The sequence below is a fragment of the Synechococcus sp. BIOS-E4-1 genome, assembly GCF_014279995.1.
Classification (GTDB): Bacteria; Cyanobacteriota; Cyanobacteriia; order PCC-6307; family Cyanobiaceae; genus Synechococcus_C.
Window position 1 is genome coordinate 2,323,774 of sequence record NZ_CP047935.1, and the last position, 18,668, is coordinate 2,342,441.

General features: G+C 58.1%; 23 protein-coding genes. 10 read left to right on the plus strand and 13 right to left on the minus strand.

Annotated features, from left to right (window positions below; all coding sequences use genetic code 11):
- Positions 1–34 precede the first annotated feature (34 nt).
- Complete coding sequence (locus SynBIOSE41_RS12585; RefSeq protein WP_186538151.1) at positions 35–439, plus strand: hypothetical protein; 405 nt, start codon at positions 35–37, stop codon at positions 437–439.
- 41 nt (positions 440–480) lie between these two features.
- Here SynBIOSE41_RS12585 and SynBIOSE41_RS12590 read toward each other — a convergent pair whose 3' ends face one another.
- On the minus strand, positions 481–1,008 hold the full coding sequence (locus SynBIOSE41_RS12590; protein WP_186538152.1) for a hypothetical protein: 528 nt from the start codon (positions 1,006–1,008) through the stop codon (positions 481–483).
- Between the two features lie 137 nt (positions 1,009–1,145).
- Here SynBIOSE41_RS12590 and SynBIOSE41_RS12595 point away from each other — a divergent pair, with 137 nt between their 5' ends.
- The 3 genes from SynBIOSE41_RS12595 (at position 1,146) to bchL (ending at position 5,046) form a co-directional block, all read left to right on the plus strand.
- Positions 1,146–2,420 (plus strand): ferredoxin:protochlorophyllide reductase (ATP-dependent) subunit N, encoded by a 1,275-nt coding sequence (locus SynBIOSE41_RS12595; protein WP_186538153.1) that lies wholly within the window; start codon positions 1,146–1,148, stop codon positions 2,418–2,420.
- A 5-nt stretch (positions 2,421–2,425) separates the two neighbouring features.
- On the plus strand, positions 2,426–4,006 hold the full coding sequence (locus SynBIOSE41_RS12600) for a ferredoxin:protochlorophyllide reductase (ATP-dependent) subunit B (protein ID WP_186541193.1): 1,581 nt from the start codon (positions 2,426–2,428) through the stop codon (positions 4,004–4,006).
- Between the two features lie 149 nt (positions 4,007–4,155).
- Positions 4,156–5,046 carry a ferredoxin:protochlorophyllide reductase (ATP-dependent) iron-sulfur ATP-binding protein gene (bchL, locus tag SynBIOSE41_RS12605; RefSeq protein ID WP_186538154.1) on the plus strand — a complete coding sequence of 297 codons (891 nt, stop codon included), beginning with the start codon at positions 4,156–4,158 and terminating at the stop codon, positions 5,044–5,046.
- 3 nt (positions 5,047–5,049) lie between these two features.
- Here the strand turns inward: bchL and SynBIOSE41_RS12610 are convergent, their stop codons facing one another.
- From SynBIOSE41_RS12610 to psaM, 3 genes are all read right to left on the minus strand, one after another.
- The gene (locus SynBIOSE41_RS12610; protein WP_186538155.1) at positions 5,050–6,012 is read right to left on the minus strand and encodes a protochlorophyllide reductase; all 963 of its coding nucleotides are present in this window, start codon (positions 6,010–6,012) and stop codon (positions 5,050–5,052) included.
- A 103-nt stretch (positions 6,013–6,115) separates the two neighbouring features.
- Positions 6,116–6,457 carry a hypothetical protein gene (locus SynBIOSE41_RS12615; RefSeq protein ID WP_186538156.1) on the minus strand — a complete coding sequence of 114 codons (342 nt, stop codon included), beginning with the start codon at positions 6,455–6,457 and terminating at the stop codon, positions 6,116–6,118.
- 49 nt (positions 6,458–6,506) lie between these two features.
- The gene (gene psaM, locus SynBIOSE41_RS12620; RefSeq protein ID WP_067092922.1) at positions 6,507–6,611 is read right to left on the minus strand and encodes a photosystem I reaction center subunit XII; all 105 of its coding nucleotides are present in this window, start codon (positions 6,609–6,611) and stop codon (positions 6,507–6,509) included.
- A 79-nt stretch (positions 6,612–6,690) separates the two neighbouring features.
- Between psaM and SynBIOSE41_RS12625 the strand changes: the two genes are divergently transcribed.
- Together SynBIOSE41_RS12625 and SynBIOSE41_RS12630 are read left to right on the plus strand one after the other, a co-directional pair.
- Positions 6,691–7,191, plus strand: coding sequence for a CRR6 family NdhI maturation factor (locus tag SynBIOSE41_RS12625; RefSeq protein WP_066905764.1), 501 nt, complete (start codon positions 6,691–6,693; stop codon positions 7,189–7,191).
- Positions 7,188–7,775, plus strand: coding sequence for a hypothetical protein (locus SynBIOSE41_RS12630; RefSeq protein WP_255475756.1), 588 nt, complete (start codon positions 7,188–7,190; stop codon positions 7,773–7,775). Before SynBIOSE41_RS12625 ends, SynBIOSE41_RS12630 begins: the two co-directional genes overlap by 4 nt.
- Positions 7,776–7,785: 10 nt before the next feature.
- Here the strand turns inward: SynBIOSE41_RS12630 and SynBIOSE41_RS12635 are convergent, their stop codons facing one another.
- Positions 7,786–8,556: a sulfite exporter TauE/SafE family protein gene (locus tag SynBIOSE41_RS12635; protein WP_186538157.1), complete on the minus strand. Its 771-nt coding sequence runs from the start codon at positions 8,554–8,556 to the stop codon at positions 7,786–7,788.
- A 314-nt stretch (positions 8,557–8,870) separates the two neighbouring features.
- On the opposite strand from SynBIOSE41_RS12635, the gene SynBIOSE41_RS12640 reads away from it, so the two are divergent.
- Positions 8,871–9,062 (plus strand): hypothetical protein, encoded by a 192-nt coding sequence (locus SynBIOSE41_RS12640; protein ID WP_186538158.1) that lies wholly within the window; start codon positions 8,871–8,873, stop codon positions 9,060–9,062.
- Between the two features lie 59 nt (positions 9,063–9,121).
- Here the strand turns inward: SynBIOSE41_RS12640 and SynBIOSE41_RS12645 are convergent, their stop codons facing one another.
- A complete protein-coding gene (locus tag SynBIOSE41_RS12645; RefSeq protein WP_186538159.1) occupies positions 9,122–9,562 on the minus strand; it encodes a hypothetical protein in 441 nt (146 codons plus the stop codon).
- A 329-nt stretch (positions 9,563–9,891) separates the two neighbouring features.
- Between SynBIOSE41_RS12645 and SynBIOSE41_RS12650 the strand changes: the two genes are divergently transcribed.
- The gene (locus tag SynBIOSE41_RS12650) at positions 9,892–10,680 is read left to right on the plus strand and encodes a lipoate--protein ligase family protein (protein ID WP_255475758.1); all 789 of its coding nucleotides are present in this window, start codon (positions 9,892–9,894) and stop codon (positions 10,678–10,680) included.
- Here the strand turns inward: SynBIOSE41_RS12650 and SynBIOSE41_RS12655 are convergent.
- On the minus strand, positions 10,653–11,921 hold the full coding sequence (locus SynBIOSE41_RS12655; RefSeq protein WP_186541197.1) for a site-2 protease family protein: 1,269 nt from the start codon (positions 11,919–11,921) through the stop codon (positions 10,653–10,655). The two genes, SynBIOSE41_RS12650 and SynBIOSE41_RS12655, sit on opposite strands and share 28 nt — an antisense overlap.
- Positions 11,922–11,990: 69 nt before the next feature.
- On the opposite strand from SynBIOSE41_RS12655, the gene SynBIOSE41_RS12660 reads away from it, so the two are divergent.
- Positions 11,991–12,674: a phosphoribosylanthranilate isomerase gene (locus SynBIOSE41_RS12660; protein WP_186538160.1), complete on the plus strand. Its 684-nt coding sequence runs from the start codon at positions 11,991–11,993 to the stop codon at positions 12,672–12,674.
- A 25-nt stretch (positions 12,675–12,699) separates the two neighbouring features.
- Positions 12,700–13,191 carry a hypothetical protein gene (locus tag SynBIOSE41_RS12665; protein ID WP_186538161.1) on the plus strand — a complete coding sequence of 164 codons (492 nt, stop codon included), beginning with the start codon at positions 12,700–12,702 and terminating at the stop codon, positions 13,189–13,191.
- A 58-nt stretch (positions 13,192–13,249) separates the two neighbouring features.
- Here SynBIOSE41_RS12665 and folE read toward each other — a convergent pair whose 3' ends face one another.
- The 6 genes from folE to SynBIOSE41_RS12695 form a co-directional block, all read right to left on the minus strand.
- The gene (folE, locus tag SynBIOSE41_RS12670) at positions 13,250–14,044 is read right to left on the minus strand and encodes a GTP cyclohydrolase I (protein ID WP_186538162.1); all 795 of its coding nucleotides are present in this window, start codon (positions 14,042–14,044) and stop codon (positions 13,250–13,252) included.
- 12 nt (positions 14,045–14,056) lie between these two features.
- The gene (locus SynBIOSE41_RS12675) at positions 14,057–14,764 is read right to left on the minus strand and encodes an SDR family oxidoreductase (RefSeq protein ID WP_186538163.1); all 708 of its coding nucleotides are present in this window, start codon (positions 14,762–14,764) and stop codon (positions 14,057–14,059) included.
- A gap of 24 nt (positions 14,765–14,788) precedes the next feature.
- On the minus strand, positions 14,789–15,778 hold the full coding sequence (locus tag SynBIOSE41_RS12680) for an acetyl-CoA carboxylase carboxyltransferase subunit alpha (protein WP_066905784.1): 990 nt from the start codon (positions 15,776–15,778) through the stop codon (positions 14,789–14,791).
- Between the two features lie 20 nt (positions 15,779–15,798).
- Positions 15,799–16,839, minus strand: a complete 1,041-nt coding sequence (locus SynBIOSE41_RS12685) for a long-chain acyl-[acyl-carrier-protein] reductase (RefSeq protein WP_186538164.1) — start codon at positions 16,837–16,839, stop codon at positions 15,799–15,801.
- A gap of 163 nt (positions 16,840–17,002) precedes the next feature.
- Positions 17,003–17,728 (minus strand): aldehyde oxygenase (deformylating), encoded by a 726-nt coding sequence (locus SynBIOSE41_RS12690; RefSeq protein ID WP_066905788.1) that lies wholly within the window; start codon positions 17,726–17,728, stop codon positions 17,003–17,005.
- A 73-nt stretch (positions 17,729–17,801) separates the two neighbouring features.
- The gene (locus SynBIOSE41_RS12695; protein ID WP_255475759.1) at positions 17,802–18,593 is read right to left on the minus strand and encodes a creatininase family protein; all 792 of its coding nucleotides are present in this window, start codon (positions 18,591–18,593) and stop codon (positions 17,802–17,804) included.
- Positions 18,594–18,668: the final 75 nt, after the last annotated feature.

The window sequence follows — 18,668 nt, forward strand, 5'->3', positions numbered from 1 at the left end:
CAGCCGATAACTTCAGCCCAATCGCCCGTGAGCCATGGCTTCCGCCCCTAGAAAGTCAGAGGAACCTGGCCAGCTCTCCACCGAACTCAATGCCGAACAGGCCCTGGGACTGGTCAGCTACAGCCTGATGCAGCGTCTTGCCCGTGAAGGCCAGACCGAGATGCCTTGGCTCGAAACTGATGACAGCAGCCATGCCGGCATGGTGCGGCAGCTTCGCCAGAGACTTGAACTCACCTCCCTAGCCGTTGACAGCGGCGCACCACTGACGACAACGGAAGTGACCTATCTGCTCGGAGCTCGACCCGGAACTGAATCCGTTGAGAGGGGGGGCCTTACAGCCCGTCGTGTCAGCCGCAATGTCTGGCGACTGAGCCGCATGGACGACTCATCAGGGCGAGGCAGCAGCTTCGCGGATGATCGCTTCCGCCGCCGCCTCTGAAGAAGCTTGTTCAAACACTGACCTGATCGTCAGAGTCCTGATCAGGACCCCGACTTGTCATCAGACTTCGCGTCCGACTTGTCATCAGACTTGGCGTCCGACTTGTCATCTGAGCTGTCATCAACAACATCGATGCACACCGTTGTTGAAGCCAGTTGTTCACGTGCCGCGATCAGTGGAGCAGCCTTGCCCTTCAGTTGCTCGGCGGCGGCTGCCAAGGTCAGGTCCTTCTTCTTGCTGACTTCATCAACCGCCTTGCGGAAGATTTCCACCTGATCGCGGTACTCCTTCACTTCAGCCTTTTCAAGCTGCCCTTCAGCTTTGTTGAGAGCCGAAAGCGCATCCTTGAGCTTGTCGCCCGCCTTTTGAGCGTCCGCCACGGTGGAGTCCGGAGTGAGTCCATTGACCTGGCCCACGGCCGCGTCAACGTCAGCCTGGGCGGCGCATACGGCTTCAACGCCTTTGACAACCTTCACCTCATCCTTGTCAGCCTTCTTGTCAGCCGACTGGCAGGCCACGAGTGCCAGGCTCAACGCGAGAGCGGCAGGGAAAACACGCAGGGAGGGCATGAATGGATCTGAGTCGATCGCCGAAATGTACCGAGATTCACCATTTTCGACCGCAATGATCCCGAAGAGTTTCAGACACTTGCCCCGTTGAGCCAATCCGGAGTCATGGTGAAGGGAAGGACAGCTCAGGAATCCCGATGGGCGCCAATCTGCGTAAGGAATCTGGACCCCGAGAGGTGTTCTGTGGCCTGACATCGATCGTCTGGCTGCATCGACGCATGCCCGATGCCTTTTTTCTGGTTGTGGGGTCGCGCACCTGCGCCCATCTCATCCAGAGCGCAGCGGGCGTGATGATCTTTGCTGAGCCCAGATTCGGCACGGCGATTCTCAACGAACGAGACCTGGCAGGCCTGGCCGATGCCCATGATGAGCTGGACCGTGTGGCCCGTGAGTTACTGGCGCGACGTCCCGAGATCCGCACGCTGTTCCTGGTGGGTTCATGCCCGAGCGAAGTGATCAAGCTTGATCTTGCCCGCGCCGCTGAACGTCTCAACGAGGAATTGCAGGGCAGGGTTCGTGTGTTGAACTATTCCGGAAGCGGAATCGAAACCACGTTCACAGAGGGGGAGGACGGAGCTCTGTCTGCTCTGGTGCCCTTCTTACCGAGCACCGAAAAGCGACAGCTTCTGCTTGCCGGAACCCTGGCTGATGCGGTTGAGGACCGCCTGGTTCACCTGTTCGCCCGTCTGGGAATCGAGACTGTATGCAGCCTTCCGCCAAGGCAGTCCACGGAATTGCCGGGTGTTGGGCCGGGTACCACCGTGCTGCTCACCCAGCCCTTTCTGAGCAACACCGCACGCTTGCTCAAGGAACGGGGCGCCAAGGTGCTGAGTTCACCGTTTCCGCTCGGGGCGGAGGGCAGCCGCCGATGGATGGAGACAGCCTGCAGAGATTTCAACCTGCCAGGAGATCGGGTTGCTGCAGTGCTGGACCCTCTGGAAGAGAGAGCGCGCATAGCTCTTGAGCCCCACAGGGCGGAACTGTCTGGAAAACGCATTGTGCTGCTGCCGGAATCGCAGCTGGAAATTCCGCTTGCACGCTTTCTGCAGCGCGAGTGCGGTATGGAACTGGTGGAAGTTGGCACCCCTTATCTGAACCGCGAACAGATGGCGCCGGAACTGGAACTGCTGCCTGAGGGCACCGACGTGACGGAGGGTCAGCACGTGGAGCAGCAGCTGGACCGTGTTCGCGACCAGCATCCGGATCTTGTGGTGTGCGGGATGGGACTGGCCAACCCCCTGGAAGCGGAAGGCATCACCACCAAATGGTCGATCGAACTCGTGTTCAGCCCCATCCACGGCATCGACCAGGCCGGAGATCTGGCCGAATTGTTCTCACGCCCACTGCGCAGGAGGCAGCTCATTCATCCAGCACTGCATCCGCAGACATCGACACCTTCCATTCACGCCTGATTCCCATGCAACTGACGCTCTGGACATACGAAGGACCGCCGCATGTTGGGGCGATGCGCATCGCCGCCTCGATGCGTGGCGTGCACTACGTGCTGCATGCGCCTCAGGGTGACACCTATGCCGACCTTCTGTTCACGATGATCGAACGGCGCGGGCAGCGCCCACCGGTGACTTACACCACCTTTCAGGCACGCGACCTGGGAGGCGACACCGCCGAACTGGTGAAGCGGACTGTGCGTGAAGCGGCGGAACGTTTCCGTCCGGATGCACTGCTGGTGGGTGAAAGCTGCACCGCTGAACTGATTCAGGATCAACCGGGAGCCCTGGCCCAGGGCATGGGACTGAGCATGCCCGTTGTGACCCTGGAACTGCCCGCGTACAGCAAGAAGGAGAACTGGGGAGCAGCGGAAACGCTTTACCAGCTTGTGCGCAATCTGCTGAAGCCCCAGGTGCCTGAGCAGCCGCAGCATGATCCCAAGGCCTGGATGGCCGTCGGCCGTCGACCTCGGGTCAATCTGATCGGTCCCTCCCTGCTGGGATTTCGATGCCGTGATGACGTACTCGAAATCCAGAGACTGCTGACCGTGCACGGCATCGATGTCGGGGTGGTCGCTCCGCTGGGAGCGCAGGTCAGTGATATCGAGCGAATCCCGCAGGCAGATCTGAATGTTTGCCTCTATCCGGAGATCGCCGAATCGAGCTGCAGCTGGCTTCAGCGGAACTTCGGAATGCCATTCACACGCACGGTTCCGATCGGCGTCAGCGCCACCCACGACTTCCTGGTGGAATTGCACACGCTGCTGGGCATGGATCCGCCCACGGCGGAGGAGGGCTATCGCAGTTCAAGGCTGCCCTGGTATTCGGAATCCGTGGATTCCACCTATCTCACAGGTAAGCGGGTGTTCATTTTTGGCGACGGCAGTCACGCCCTGGCGGCAGCTCGCATCTGCAGTGAGGAGCTCGGATTCAAAGTGGTTGGCCTTGGCACCTACAGCCGCGAGATGGCCCGATCGGTCCGAACGGCCGCCAAGGAGCTCGGCCTTGAAGCACTGATCAGCGATGACTATCTGGAGGTCGAGGCGGCCATGGCCGACGCCGCTCCCGAGCTGGTGCTTGGAACGCAGATGGAACGACACAGCGCCAAGCGCCTGGGGATCCCGTGCGCCGTGATCAGCACACCGATGCATGTGCAGGACGTTCCGGCTCGCAACAGCCCTCAGATGGGATGGGAAGGCGCCAATGTGATTTTCGACGCCTGGGTGCATCCGCTGATGATGGGACTTGAGGAACATCTGATCGGCATGTTCCGCCACGACTTTGAGTTTGTGGACGGCCATCAAAGCCACCTGGGTCATCGCGGCGGGGCAGATCCATCCGCCGAAGACCTCCGCCCATCCACCGTGGTCATGAACCCTGAAGAGCAGGGACCGGTGTGGACTGCCGATGGCGAGGCGGAACTGAAAAAAATCCCCTTCTTTGTGCGTGGCAAGGTGCGCCGAAACACCGAAACCTATGCACGCCAGGAGGGGCGTATGGAGATCAGCAGCGAAACGCTCTATGACGCAAAAGCCCACTACAAGGCATGAGCAAATTCACTCATTTCTTTTAATCAATCCAAAGAAAATACGAGGTGCAAGCATTTCTGAAACGAAGGATCTTTTATTTGTTGGTGAATATCAGCTGGGGTGCATGTGTTGCTGTTGAATGAGATTGATCCCTTTTGCAAAGGTCCTGCATGACCACGACCCTGACGCGACCAGCTGACGGAGAAGGCAGTGTGCAGGTCCTTCAGGACCCGTCGCTGAACATCCAGGAGGAGACCCTGGTGATTGCCGTCTACGGCAAGGGCGGAATCGGCAAATCGACCACCTCCTCGAATCTTTCAGCCGCCTTCTCAAAGCTGGGCAAACGGGTGCTGCAGATCGGCTGCGACCCGAAACACGACAGCACCTTCACGCTCACGCACAAGATGGTGCCGACGGTGATTGACATCCTTGAGGAAGTGGACTTCCACAGTGAAGAGCTCCGACCCGAGGATTTCGTGTTCACCGGCTTCAATGGCGTGCAATGCGTTGAGAGCGGCGGTCCCCCCGCAGGCACTGGCTGCGGGGGCTATGTCACGGGGCAAACCGTGAAGCTGCTCAAGGAGCACCATCTGCTGGAAGACACCGATGTGGTGATTTTCGATGTGCTCGGGGATGTGGTTTGCGGAGGATTTGCTGCGCCGCTGCAGCATGCGAACTACTGCCTGATTGTGACCGCCAATGATTTCGATTCGATCTTTGCGATGAACCGGATCGTCCAGGCGATCCAGGCCAAGGCCAAGAACTACAAGGTGCGACTCGGAGGCGTTGTCGCCAACCGATCCGCCGATACCGATCAGATCGATAAGTTCAACAAGCGCACGGGCCTGAGAACAATGGCTCACTTCAAGGATGTGGATGCCATTCGCCGCTCCCGCCTGAAGAAGTGCACCATCTTTGAAATGGACGACGACGACGACGCAGTACGAGCCTGTCGCCAGGAATATCTCAACCTTGCGCAGAACATGCTCGACAAGGTCGAACCCCTCGAGGCCGTCTCATTGAAGGATCGGGAAATCTTCGACCTGCTTGGGTTCGACTGAGCCTTAACTTTTCTCGTTCAGCCCCACTAACCCCAATGACAGCTCCCAGACCCTTCTGGCGGTCTGGGAGTCGGTGACCTTATCGGACAAGTCCTGACTGAACTGCTGTCCGTTTTTCTTCTGACGGTTGCCCCAGCTCCAATGCACCCCGGATTCTGCAAAATCCGGATCAGCAACCACCTGGGCAACACGCTCACCCGCCAGCAGTTGGGAGACATAACCACCGGTGATGTTCTTCTGAAACCAAGGAAAGATTTTTCTGAAAAGCCTCGGAGCGTTTCGGAAGAGAGGAGTGTCGGCAACACACCCTGGGTAGAGGGAGGTGAAGCTGATGCCGGTTTCGCGGTGAAGGCGCCGGTGCAGTTCCTGCGTGGTGATCATGTTGCAGAGCTTGCTGTCCTTGTAGGCCTTCCCGGGCTTGAAGCGCTTGCCGCTGGCCATCGAAACAGGCTGCTTGAAACCGGCCTCGAATCCGGAGAGATCACCGAGATCAGCAGGAGCAGGTATTGGAATCTTGCCTCCGAGCTCCTTGGAATTCGCAGTGACCGTGCCAAGAATCACCACGCGGCGAGAGGGGTGTGTGGAAGCCCTAAGACGCCCCATCAGCAACTGAACCAGCAGGAAATGGCCGAAGTGATTCGTGGCCATCGAGATCTCGTAACCCTGAGGGGAGCGCTCTGGTTGTTTCAGCTTGGGTTTGTAGACGGCAGCGTTGCAGACCAATGCATCGATCTGGTCAGGCAGTCCCTCCACCGCCTGGCGGACACTGTCCAGATCACCAAGATCCATCAGCACGTGCTTCAACCGCTGTGCGGGCAGGCCCAGCTCATCGGCAGCGGCGGCGGCACGCTGAGGAGAACGGTTAGCAGTGATCACAGTCCAGCCCTGTTGCACGAGAGCTCGTGTGGCATTCAGGCCGACCCCGGATGTGGTTCCGGTGATCAGAACAGTGCCTGGAACGGGCATCGGGAGGGCTGTGAAGATGGCTCAGTCTGCCGCTCAGACCACGTGCACAACGACCTCCGGTCACGAATCTCAGCGGGCAGTTGGCAGCACAGACACCAGATCGTCAGCGCCAGATCACCCGTAAACGGTTCGGAGCAATCCATTGCTCCTGCTCATCCATCAGGCGCTCGTCGCCCCCAAGGGTGAACAGGGTGTCAAAGCGTTGTTGCAGTCCCTGCAACTTGGTGGCTTCCACATCCACCACTGCCGCCAGCTCTCCATGTCGGTCGAGCCGCTCCTGATATGCCATCGACAACCGCACGACACTGACCACGCCCAGAAAAATCAGGCCACCCTTCACTGCAAGCGCCAGGGAACTGCACAACAGTTCTCTCCGATCATTCTGCTGCTGAAGCAAGGCCGCCAGAGAGGCGGCATCAGGTGCTGAAGAAACGGCTTTCTGCATGCCCGCTTGTAACGCGGCGCACCGTTCGTGCCAAGAGGCCCAGGGCAGCTCAGGCGCGATAGAGGCTCACGCAGAGACGTATCGCGAGGATACCGGCGTGTGCAGCCACCACGAGAGCGATGAAGATTTCGGCCTGGGTAAGGGTGCTGACCATGACGGAAGCTTGAAACCTTTGCATTCTTTCCTGTACAGGCCTCAGGGCGCCATCATTCGCAAAGGCCTGTCACACCCGCATGGAAGCCTTGAGTCCTGATTCCCTGGTGACCATCGACGCAAAAGCGATCAGGACACTGAACCTGCAGGCTCTTTCAGTCTGGATGGAACGCCCTCTTCAGGTCCTGCTCGATGGCGGTGCTGTTCTGGAACTGCGCTACGAATGGCCGCGAGAAGTCGATGACCCCAGAGAACTGAGCGAATGTCCGGAGCCTCGGCTTTGGGCCCTGCGTGCAGACGCTCGCTACCCCTGGCTCCCGTTGTTGCTGGATCGCAGCGGCGGAAGCCTGGCGCAGCATGTGGCGATGTTGGTTCCCCACGATTTCAGCTCCAGTGAAGGCATCCGCTTCGATCCTCAGGCTCTTGAGCTGTGGATCACCCATCGCCTGATGCTGCTGAACCAGCTGGGCAGCTCCTCGGAGGTGTCAGGAGGTCAGCGCGGCAACCTCAGCCTGATGGCCGCCAGTCTTGGCTTCGAGCTGGATGGTGGTTTCTGGGAGCTGCTCGATCAGTCACCATGAATCAACCCATACGGAACTGGGCCGGATTGCCCCTGCTGCTATTGACCCTCTGCTCGGGGAGCTGCGGATCCGAAGCGGAACTCGTTTTACCTGTTCAGCGCTCCGAGCCAGCACCCCAACAAGCCGCTCCAAAGCCAACACCACCTGGCCAGGCTGGGCCAAACCATGCGTTGCTGGCCCGCCTGCAAGGACAGGAACTTGAACTCAAAGCTCAACGCACTGACATTCGACGAACGGATGGACAACGCCAGTGGCTGCTGGAACTGCACCATGGCCAAACCGTGCTGGCCAGCTGGCCTGCTGTGAGCGGAACCCCAAGCAGCCAGGGCCTTGATCGGCGCTGGTCTCCTGGCAACGGAGCTCCCTTGCCGCAGGGTGACTACAGCCTGGGTCCCGCGGAACCCTGGGGCGAGGACATCTGGATCACGCTCGCCCCCCGTTTTGACACCAGCCGCAGCGGACTGGGGATTCACCACTGCAATCCAGGCAGCGGCTGTCTCTGCCTGCCGGATCGTTCTTCGCTGCTGGCTCTCAAGGCCTGGATGCAGGAGGTCGAGCTCAAACAGCTCAGGGTGTTGAACTGATCCCACACAGTCACACCCCCTGTAACGCCAGCTGAACAGCCCTTCTGCCGCTGTCGACCGCCAGCAACAGCGACAGCAGCTTGAGCAGCCAAGCGAGTGTTCCGGTATTCACCCGATCCAACCGGGCGGCCGTCCACTGGGCGGCGAAGGCAGCAACGGCTCCGAGCACAAGGCCCAGCATCCACTGACCACGTCCTTCGTGGAGAAATTGCAATGAAGCGGCACTGGCCGAGCAGGCCACAGCCAGCGTACTGAGACGAATCGCCTGCCGAATCGGCACCGACAGGCCGCTCACCATCAATGGAACCATCAGAAGCCCGCCGCCGAGCCCGAGCATCCCGCCCGCCAGCCCAGCAACAGAGCCAACGGCCGTGAGACCTTTCAAAGGCAGAGGCTGATCAGATTCAGGACCCAGATCACGACGATCACCACGAATCGTGAGCGCCAGCAGCAGATAAAGCAATGCCTGAAGTGTTAGCAACTGCCAGCCTGCGGCGAGTCGACCAAGACGGCTGAACACCAGCGCGGTGGCAAAGGCTGAGAGACCAATGGCCAAGCCTGGCCTGAGCTGAAGCGTGCGCGCGCGCCAATGGGTGTAACTGCCGCCGATCGCCGTAGGCACAATCGCAAATGTGCTTGTTGCCAGAGCTTGGTGGGGACTGAGGCCCATCCAAAGCAGAAGAGGCGCGAAAATCAGACCACCACCGATTCCCAGCAGACCGGCCAGAGCTCCTGCCAGGAGCCCTAATGGCACGGCAAGAAGCACATCAGCCAATGTCATCGCCGCCTTGTCAGGTAACTGAGTGGTATCAATGACTCTCGTAATTCATAAGACGGGTTTTACCACGGTTTCTGCGAGAGCTTCTGACGTCCAATAATCCGTCTTTCCGGTAAGCGTCATCGGAACTCGTCCATGAAGGCTTTGACCTCTTTGCAGAACTCTGCTTGCTCCTTTCACTCCTCCTCAACAGCTTCCATTTCACGGAACTGATACTTAGCAATCTTGAGCACGGTTGCCTAAGGGCGTCCAAGCTTTTCGCTGGGTACCTCATGGTCACCACCCAAGCCATGCAGGAGTGACTTATTTGAGATGTGATGGTTCTGCTCGTTTGTGACCTGCTGAGAGAGAAGCAGGTTCATTGCCTTGAGGCGCGGATCGACTTGATCACTGACCTCCTTGACTGCCCTCTGACCAACCCGATGTCGACCATCTCCCAACTCACCAGCCTGCTGTTGCAGCACAGCTGGCCGCTTCTCAACCCTGACTCCAAGAGAGGATTTCGTTAAAGGCCTAGGAAGTCTGGCTTCGTCGTCCTGCAGCAACTGCTGCCAATCAAAAGCGCTAGTCAGTTATGCACTTTGATATAAATCGACCCATTTGTGCAGCTTTTTGAAACGATTCCTGTCTTCACTCCATTGTATATATCCACGCTTGAAAGGCAGCTTGAGTCTGTCTTTATATTCATGCTTTGGATTCCTTCTTCTCCGAAGTCATCCATGTACTGAGGGCAATTGCTTCTAATAGACCTTTTAAAATTAACCTCAGCATTTTGGTTCTCGACTGAGCCTTGTGGTGCTGAGTATTTTCTCGAGCTAGCAGTTCCATCCATCATTGCTAGCTGCAGAGCATTGGTGTGTGATCTTCCCTGCTTTCTTGCCTCACAGTACTTACCTGCAGCAATATTTCCATATTTCAGAGCACCAGTCTGGGCATGAGCCACCTCATTGACAGCAAGCAATCCCGCAACAAGCAGTAGTAAAACAGTTTTCATTCTTTTGGCTTTCATGCTCACTTTTTAGATTGGCTTGCTTCTGCTTCTCAACGCCTCCCGCTTTTGGGGGATATTCGCTGAGAGTTTGCTTAGTCAAAAAACTTGGCGGTCGCCTCCACTTTGACTTTCAGGATGGCCTGGCGTGCCCTTGCGGCTGTTTTGACCGGATCCCTGGTCTTAAAGCTCTTCACGCGGTGCTAGCCATCGAGCAAGATCTACACAACGCAGATACCGTTGAAACGTTGCTGAATTGGTTTTCGTGGACTTCCCATGACTGCCGTTTCACGAGTTTTACAACGATGACAAGGTAAAAAACCTGTGGTGATCAGTTCTAAAAAGGAAACATGGTCATTGCCGCCATGATGCTGCCAGCATTTTGCAGCTCCGAGCCTTCTCGCCACGGTCGCCTACTGCCCAACCTCACGCTCAACGGTGCCGAGCAGATGGCCTTGGATGCCCTCCTGCTTGAGCAGTGTTGGACCAAGGGGCAGAACCAACCGATCTTGCGCTTCTATAACTGGAAGAGGCCATCTCTCTCCCTGGGCAGACATCAACGGGACATTCCAGATCCATGGCTCAGCCTGGCAAGAACAGGGCAGCTGGATCTCCTGCGACGCCCCAGTGGCGGCGGCGCCGTGCTCCACGCCGGTGGGCTGACCTACGCACTGGTGTGGCCCGAAGCGCCTCGACAGAAGCGTGAGGCTTACCTGCAGGTGAACCGATGGATCACTGCAGGTTTCGCACAGCTGGGCGTGAGCCTCCATCCCGGCGACTCCCCTGCAGAGGCCGGCGCCATCAATTGCTTTGCCCGTTCAACAACAGCCGACCTTGTGGATGGACATGGGACCAAACGCATTGGCAGTGCTCAGTACTGGCAGCACGGTCATCTTCTACAGCATGGCGAAATTCCACTGACCCCTCCTACTGATCTCTGGCAAGTCGTGTTCGGGAACGATCCACCGCGGTGGACGCCGGCGTCACCTGATGCCTCAGCCGTGCAAAGCGCACTGATCTCCAGCTTCAGCAAAGGGCTGTCGACTCACGACTGGACTGATCAACCACTCAGCCCTGAGGAACGAAGCCTCATGCAGCAAGGGGGCGAGCGTTATCGGCTAGGCGTTTCAGCGCTTTGATCATCCAGAAGACCTGAGGCCTGCATGCTTTGCACCACCTGCGCCAAAGGCATCCCGAACGGATAGGTGTTGGAACGACGGGCGGCCGTGAGCATGGCCTCGGGCAGTTTCACAGATAAACCCTTCAGAACGGCTTCGCCCAGGTCACAGCGATCAAGGGTTCCGTCGGGTAGACCGGCAGGTCCTAGAACCAGCATTCGCCCCTGCTCAGTGTCCTCCAGGGCAAGGACCGCCTCCCAGAGCGGTGCGGTCTGCTTGATCGATGGCAGGAGCTCGAGCGACTGAAGATGATCGGCAATGGTCTGGCGATCCCATTGCTGAACAGGGAGGTCCTTGAGTGGTTGATCAGTGATGAAGCCAATCCATCGACCACCTCGACAGACGAGCACCCAATCCTGAAGGCAAGGATCGCCGCTGTCCACGGCTCCCAGACGCAGCTTGCTAAGCGTGCGCAGACTCTGATCGGCCTCCACCACGCGGAATCGACGGGACGTCGCCGGTCCAACGGTTTCCCTTTTGAGCACCTGCTGCAGCGCCAAGGTCTGGATCTGACTGCGTGAAGCGCTCATTCCGAACCAGCCGAGAAGCACCAGCCAGAGACCGGCAAATCCGCCGCCCCTGAGCACAATCCAGAACCCGATCATCACGGCGAGGAGTGACAAGAACCGACCACTGGCGGTCGCCACCTGAATTCCCCGACGTTGACTGCCCGTCCATTGCCAGACGATGGATTTAAGAATCAAGCCGCCATCCAGAGGCAATCCAGGCAGCAGATTGAACAGCGCCAGCACCAGATTGAGAGCTCCCAGCTGAGCCACAAGGTTTCCCAGCAGTGGGCTGACGTGTTCAGCGGCGTGAACACTGAAGAGCAACAGAGCTCCAAGAATCAGACTCACCGCCGGGCCTGCGGCAGCCACCCTCAGCGAGCCCATCGCTGTGGAGCATTCCCGTTCCACCCGGGCGACTCCGCCCATCAGAAACAACGTGATGCTGCTCACCTTCACACCCTCGCGCAGGGCTACAAGGGAATGGCCAAGCTCATGCAACAGCACAGACACGAACAGCAGCAGCGCAGTGAGCAGCCCCATCGACCAGCTGATCCAGTCGGCACCCGCCGCGGCTGGGAGTTTGGAGACCTGCTGCTGAAAGGCCATGGTGAACAACACCAGAACAATGAACCAACTGGGATGGACCCTCAGAGGGATCCCGCCGATTCGCATCAGTTGCCAGCCATCACCCAAAAGCTTTTCCGGCGGGCTGGCCGGCAGTGTTGGCTCAATCCTAGAAAGGACGTCCAATGCTGCTCTCCGATGGTCGATCAGGGCCTGTCTCTCAAGATCTGCGGCCTGACCGACTGCGACCAGGCCTGTGAGATCGCTGCCATGGGGGTGGATGCGATCGGCGTGATCGGAGTGCCGGACACTCCTCGTTTCGTGGAGCCGAATCAGCGCAGGGCAATCTTCCAGAGCCTGACCCAGGAGCATCCTGTGCTGAAGCGGGTCTGGGTCGTGGCAGACCCCAGCGATGCACAGCTTGCATCGGCACTGTCTGGCGAGGGAAAGCCCACCGTGGTGCAGTTGCACGGGGAAGAGTCACCGCAGCGATGCGCTGATCTGCGTCGGCTTCACCCCGGGGTCGACTGGTGGAAAGCGCTACGCCTGCGTGAAGAAGCGGATCTCAACGGCATCGACGGCTATTTCACCAGCGTGGATGCCCTGCTTCTGGATGCCTGGAGCCCGAATCAGCTGGGAGGGACTGGTCATCGTCTCGATCCTGCCTGGATTGAGCGACTGCAGACAAGGCTCTGCAGCGATCTGCCCTGGTGGCTGGCTGGAGGGATCAGCGCTGAGTGGATCCCAACACTGTTGGATCAGGTCACCCCCTTTGGTCTGGATGCTTCCAGCCGCCTGGAGCACAGTCCTGGGGTGAAGGATCTCCGTCGTGTCGAAGCGCTGGTCAAGGCGGTCAGGGTCAAATCGGGCAAGCAGGGATAGGTTGAATCTCCCCTCAACAGCTTCCATGCGCCGGGCTACGTCAATTTGCCTCACCTTGATGGCGGCAGTCCCTCTTGGGGTCTCAGCTCAGGGAATGTTGCCGGGATGCCGGCTGGAGAACGGCAGTCTTCAATGTGTGCCAGGTCTGACAGCCAGCCCTGAGGAGCAGATTCAGGTGCTTGACGGACAGATCGATCAGGGACTTCAGCAGGAAGGACATCTCCAGCAGGCCATCCAAGGACTGCAACGGTTCGTCCTGGTCGGAGAAGCCAGGGAAGGTGCGTTACTGAAGGCGGAGCTGACACTGCAGGGAGCTGACGTGGATGAACTCGATGTCCACTGGTACCGCCGAAGTGCCCAGGGGAACTGGAAGCTGGTGAAATCCGGCTCGGGGCACAGCTACCGGGTAGGCCCCGAAGATCAACAGGACAGGCTCATGGCAGTTCTGGTGGTGCGCAGCCGTGACGGCAAAATTCAACGCATCAGCAGCAATGTGATCGGTCCGATCAGCAATTGAACAAGTGGGGTGCTGCTTGATGCACCCCACGTCCAGCGCGGCGAGCGAACGGATCCAATCAGTTACTCAGCAGAGCTTCCTGCTGGCGCACCAGCTCAAAGAACTCCTGCTTGAGACTGGGATCATGACGGAAGTCACCCCGGACAACGGAGTTGACCATGCTGGTTTGAGGCTCTTTCACACCACGCCATTTCATGCAGTAGTGCTGAGCCTTGATGATGATCCCGAGGCCCTTGGGCTCGCAGAGTTTCTCGATTTCGTCGGCAAGGATCATCACGGCCTCCTCCTGGATATGAGGCCGCGAGAACACCCAGTCCGCGACGCGAGTGAATTTGGAGAGACCGATCACTCGCGCACCTGGCTTAATGCCGACCCAGCAGTTGCCCATGATCGGCACAAAGTGGTGAGAGCAGGCCGAGCGAACAGTGAGTGGGCCAACTGTATAAATCTCGTCGAGCTGCTTCACGTTCGGGAAGCTCGCCACCTTGGGTTGTTGGTGGTAACGCCCTTTGAACACCTCCTGTAAGTACATCTTGGCGACCCGTTCCGCTGTCTCTTCGGTGTTGTGGTCGTTCTCGATATCAATCACCAAACTGTGCAGAAGATCGCGAAAACGATCAGCGACTTCCATCTGAAGTTCTTCTAACTCTCCCGGCAGAATGTGATCGGCAATGTTGTCATTGGCGAGGAATGAAGCACCACGCTCGCGCAGACGCTCACGAATCACGTCGGAGATCTTGGCGTCAGTGATGGCGAACTGACCACGGCCATGACTGAGTGACGCATGCGAACTCAGTTCACTGAGTGCTGCGGCACTGGTTTCGTTAGTGGAAGTAGGGAGTGTAGAAGTCATCTCTTTCAGAAGTCAGAAAGCGCCTGTAGCTGGCATGAGGGTTAAATCCTCAACAACCTGAGTGGCAGGTTGCTGGGCCAAGTGAAGAAGAGCGGCAGCGGCCTGATTGACGGGCAGCATGGCACGTCGGTCAAAGTCACTGTCGACGGTCGGAGAGTCCCAGAGGGAGGTATCGACCGCACCAAGCGTGAGAGTGCAGGCACGGATGCCATGAGCACGTTCTTCCTCACCCAGGCAGCGAGTGAAACTCGCCAGAGCAGCTTTGACGGTGCAGTACGCCCCCCAACCGGGGAAAGCGTTTCTGGCCGCATGGCTACTCACGTTGATCACCAATCCACCCGCTGGCCTCATGGCAGGGACAACTGCGGAACAGACCTGAAAAACGCTGGTGAGGTTGAGTTGAATCAACCAGTTCCAGCGATCCAGAGGCATCTCCAGCAATTCCCCTGTCCAGGCAGCTCCAGCGTTATTGATGAGAACTGAGGGGCGAAGCCCCTGATTCAGCAATGCATCCATGCCAGGAGCGATGGCGGATGAGTCGGTGAGATCGATCGCCTGATAAGCGACACGAACACCACCTGCACTCAGTTCCGACTCAAGAGACTGCAAAGCAGCCTCACTGCGGGAAACGAGGAGCAAATCCCACCCCGCCTCAGCAAATGCCTTGGCAGCAGCATGACCGATTCCACGTGATGCGCCGGTGATCAGAACGGAAGGCAAGAAATCCGTGCAATCCGAAGCACCCTAGGCAGCAAAACCGCCTTCCGGCGAGGTGGCATCCAGGAAACGCCCCATGGCCCTGAATTTCATGTAGCGCTGATCTCTCAGATCGGCGACGGACAAAGCCAGCAGATCGTCGAGATGGCGATTCAGTGCTGCCCTCAGCGTTTCACCGGCTTCGAGGGGGGCCCAATTGTTACCACCAGCCGGTTCAGGCAAAACTTCGTCCACCACACCAAGACTGAGCAGATCCTTACCGGTGATCCGCAGCGCAGCTGCAGCCTCGGAAGCCTTCGCCGCATCACGCCAAAGAATGGAGGCGCAGGCTTCAGGGCTGGCGACGGTGTAGACGCTGTGCTCAAACATGATCAACCTGTCGGCGACTCCGATACCGAGAGCACCGCCGGAGCCACCCTCCCCAATCACCGTGGCGATGATGGGAACCCGCAAGCTGAACATCTCGCGCAGGTTCACGGCAATGGCCTCACCCTGCCCCTGCTCCTCCGCCAGCAGACCTGCATAAGCCCCGGGAGTGTCGATGAAAGCCAGGATCGGCAGACCGAAGCGGTCGGCATGCTCCATCAGGCGCAGAGCCTTGCGGTAGCCACCTGGGGTGGCCATACCGAAATTCCTTGCAACGTTCTCCTTGGTGTCGCGTCCCTTCTGATGCCCGATCAGCAGAACCGATCGTTCCCCCAGCCGTCCGATCCCACCAATCAGTGCCTGGTCATCACTGCCACGGCGATCCCCATGCAACTCAACCCAGTCATCACAGAACATCTGGATGAAATCGAGGGTGCTAGGCCGATGGGGATGACGAGCGACCTGAATTTTCTGAGCCGGGCTCAGGGAACGAAAAATCTCATCGCGACGTCGTGCTGCGAGCGTTTCCAACTGCAGCAGTTGCTGGCTGACGTCCACTTCCGAATCTCTTGCCAGCTGACGGATCTGCTCGATCTGCTGTTCGAGCTCCACCAGAGGTTTCTCGAAATCAAGCAGCGGGCGGCGGGCCATAAAGGGAGGTGGAAACGACTTCAGACAACGACAGCCTGAGGCTGTCCTTGAAGGTTGAGAGTGGAAAAACCGTGGCGGACCGATGCGGCGCCGATGAAATCCATCTTCTCCAGCGTGATGTTGTTACGCCCCCAGCTGAAATTGGTGTGACACTCCTCGAATTCAAGCAGCATCGCTTCAGCGAAGCAGGCAAACATCTGGCGCTGAGGTTTGTCCATCTCAGCTATTTCCATCATCGTCCAGCCGATGTCACTGCCGAATTCAACGATGCCTCCCTTCAGCACATGAACACCCTCACAGGCGACCTTGGCATCGAGATTCTTCGGGTATCCCCCATCAATCATCAGACAGGGTTTCCGCAGCGAGGCCGAATCAATCTCAAGCGTTCGCGGCATACTCGCGACCCAGACCACCACATCAGCCTCTGGAAGTGCCTCATCAAGGGTTAGAACCCTTCCTCCACCAAGTTCAGACTGGAGATCCTTGAGGGGCTGCTGCTGGCGAGCGACCAGCAGCAACTCAGCGACTCCCGTCCGATTGGACAGCCACCGGCAGACAGCACTGCCAATGTCTCCGGTGGCACCCACCACAGCAACTTTGGCCTTTGCCAGATCGATGCCCAGGAGAGGAGCGTTGTTCTCTACCTGGCGACTGATCACCCAGGCCGTATGGGTGTTGCCCGTCGTGAATCGCTCCCAATCCAAGGTTGTACTGCGCACATGCTGATGCTGCAGAAGGTTGAAGTTCTCAAAAATGATCGACGTGAATCCGCCGAGAGCTGTGATGTTGATGCCCTTTTTCTGAGCAAGCTCCATAGCGTTGAGCACCTTGCGCCTCGCCGTCTTGAAGCGGCTCAGCATCTCTGGCACAAAACAGGAATCGATATAGGCACCGGTGATGGTCTTGCCAGTGGCACTGGTGACCTCAACGTGCTCCACCAGCTGGGGTGGAGCACTGCACCAAACGTCGAGATCACCCCCGGCAATGTGATCGAACCCGAGATCTGAAGCCTTGCGCCTCGCCGCCTCAAAACTAGTGGAGTGCCCGATCAGACCAAACATGTACTGCCGACGGTCGTACGTGTACGCATTGAACTAAACCTCACCCTGGTGGGGAGCTTATCTCTCATGATCTCACGAAGGCACGTTCAATGAAAACGTGCCTGTACTTGAAGCGGACCTGAATCTTTCGACTGGGGCATGGAAGGCGCAATCCAGCCAAGGTTCAAAGAGCTGCCGCTGCCATTCGAGCAATTTCACGCATATTGAAACCGATCTCGCTGAGGGCTTCCTGATAACCGATCAGAAAATCCTCGATCAGATCTTCCTTCTCCATATGCAGCGTTGCGGCATCGGACGCAACCTGGTCGAGCATGGATCGAATCAGCGGAAGATTCTCCTTGTTGGCAGCAAAAAGCTCCTCCTTACTGGCCTCAAAATTGTTCTTCAACCACAGTTCGCCATAGTTGAGATGAAGATATTCATCCTTGACGACACCCTCAGTGATCTTGCGAGCAAAGGGGTCAGCAACAGGGATGTAGATGTGATATGCGGAAATAGCAAAAGCTTCAATCAGCAGTGCCTGAATCAGCAGGCAGGTAACGACTTTGTCTTCCTTGAGCGCTTTCTGAAAATTCTGATGCAGAGGCCCAAAGAACTCCTTGGCGAACGGCATGTCTGCAGTCACACCCAAGTTGCGACCACATGAAGTGAAGCCCTTCATGTGCTTCATCTCCATCTTCGCCAGTTTGGCGAGTTCGTCTTTGTTTTCCGGGATCAAGGTTCCCAGGGCCATGTAATTGTCATAGGCCTCCTGCTCGCCCTCGATCACGATGGCATTGATCCGGCTGTAGGCATCCTTGTAGGCCTCAGCGGAGAAGTCAGGTAGTTGTTGAGCCGATGCATCCCGCTCGTCAAGGACGGCGACCTCGGGGCTGACGGGGGTCGGCATGAATCTTTCCGTAACGTTCAACGCAGATGACTGTAACCAGTGTTGCCGAAATTGGATGTTCGATTGATGGTGTTCAGATACGTCGCTGGTCTCCACGAGGTGGCCAGCTGGATGCCATCAGGCTTGTGAAGAGTCGATGCCAATGGGCCACAAGCGCATTCTCCAACTGACTTCCAAGCCTCGCATCCGCACCTCGACTGTCCCCGACAACACCGGAACGACTGAGGTCAGCGGTGAACCAGGCGAGGGGGGCGGGACCTTCAAGGCTCCAGCCTTCGGGAGGAGTGGCTGCCGCCTTCTCGCTGACGTGGTCACCATCGAGAGGTCTCTGTTCGCCGACCAGAGAAGGCTCAAGCGCCAGCATCAGGCTCGTCTCAGCCAGCCCCGCATGCAATCCATTTGCAAGCTCAGCAGCCGGCACGAGGGACTTGAGTCCTGAAACTCCGCTCCACAGGAAACAGGGAAGAACGGCCATTGAAGGTGTTTCCGCAGCCAGTTCTCGGGCTGCTGTTTGCAGAAGACCAATCTGACCACCGTGGGCGTTGAACAACACCAAGCGCTTCACATCCTGGTCCGCAAGCTGCTTTCCAACTTCCTTGACAAGGCGAATCAGCAGTTCGGCACTGAGGCTGAGTGTTCCCGGAAAGCCGCGATGTTCAGGTGAAAGACCGATTATCTGGGTCGGCAGAGCCCAGATCGGCAGCTCCTCGGGAAGACCTTCCAGCACATGATCAAGGATGCGTTCCGCGAACAGCGCATCCGTGAGCAGGGGAAGCTGCGGACCGTGCTGCTCGAAAGCGCCGAATGGCCAAACCAGAGTTGAACCGCTGCGTTCAAACGCCAGCGCAGCCTCCGGCCAGTGCATGCACTCAAGCCGCCTGGACTTTTGTCCACCATCGCCGCCCATCCTGAATCCACCTCCTGCTGTCAGACTGACCTG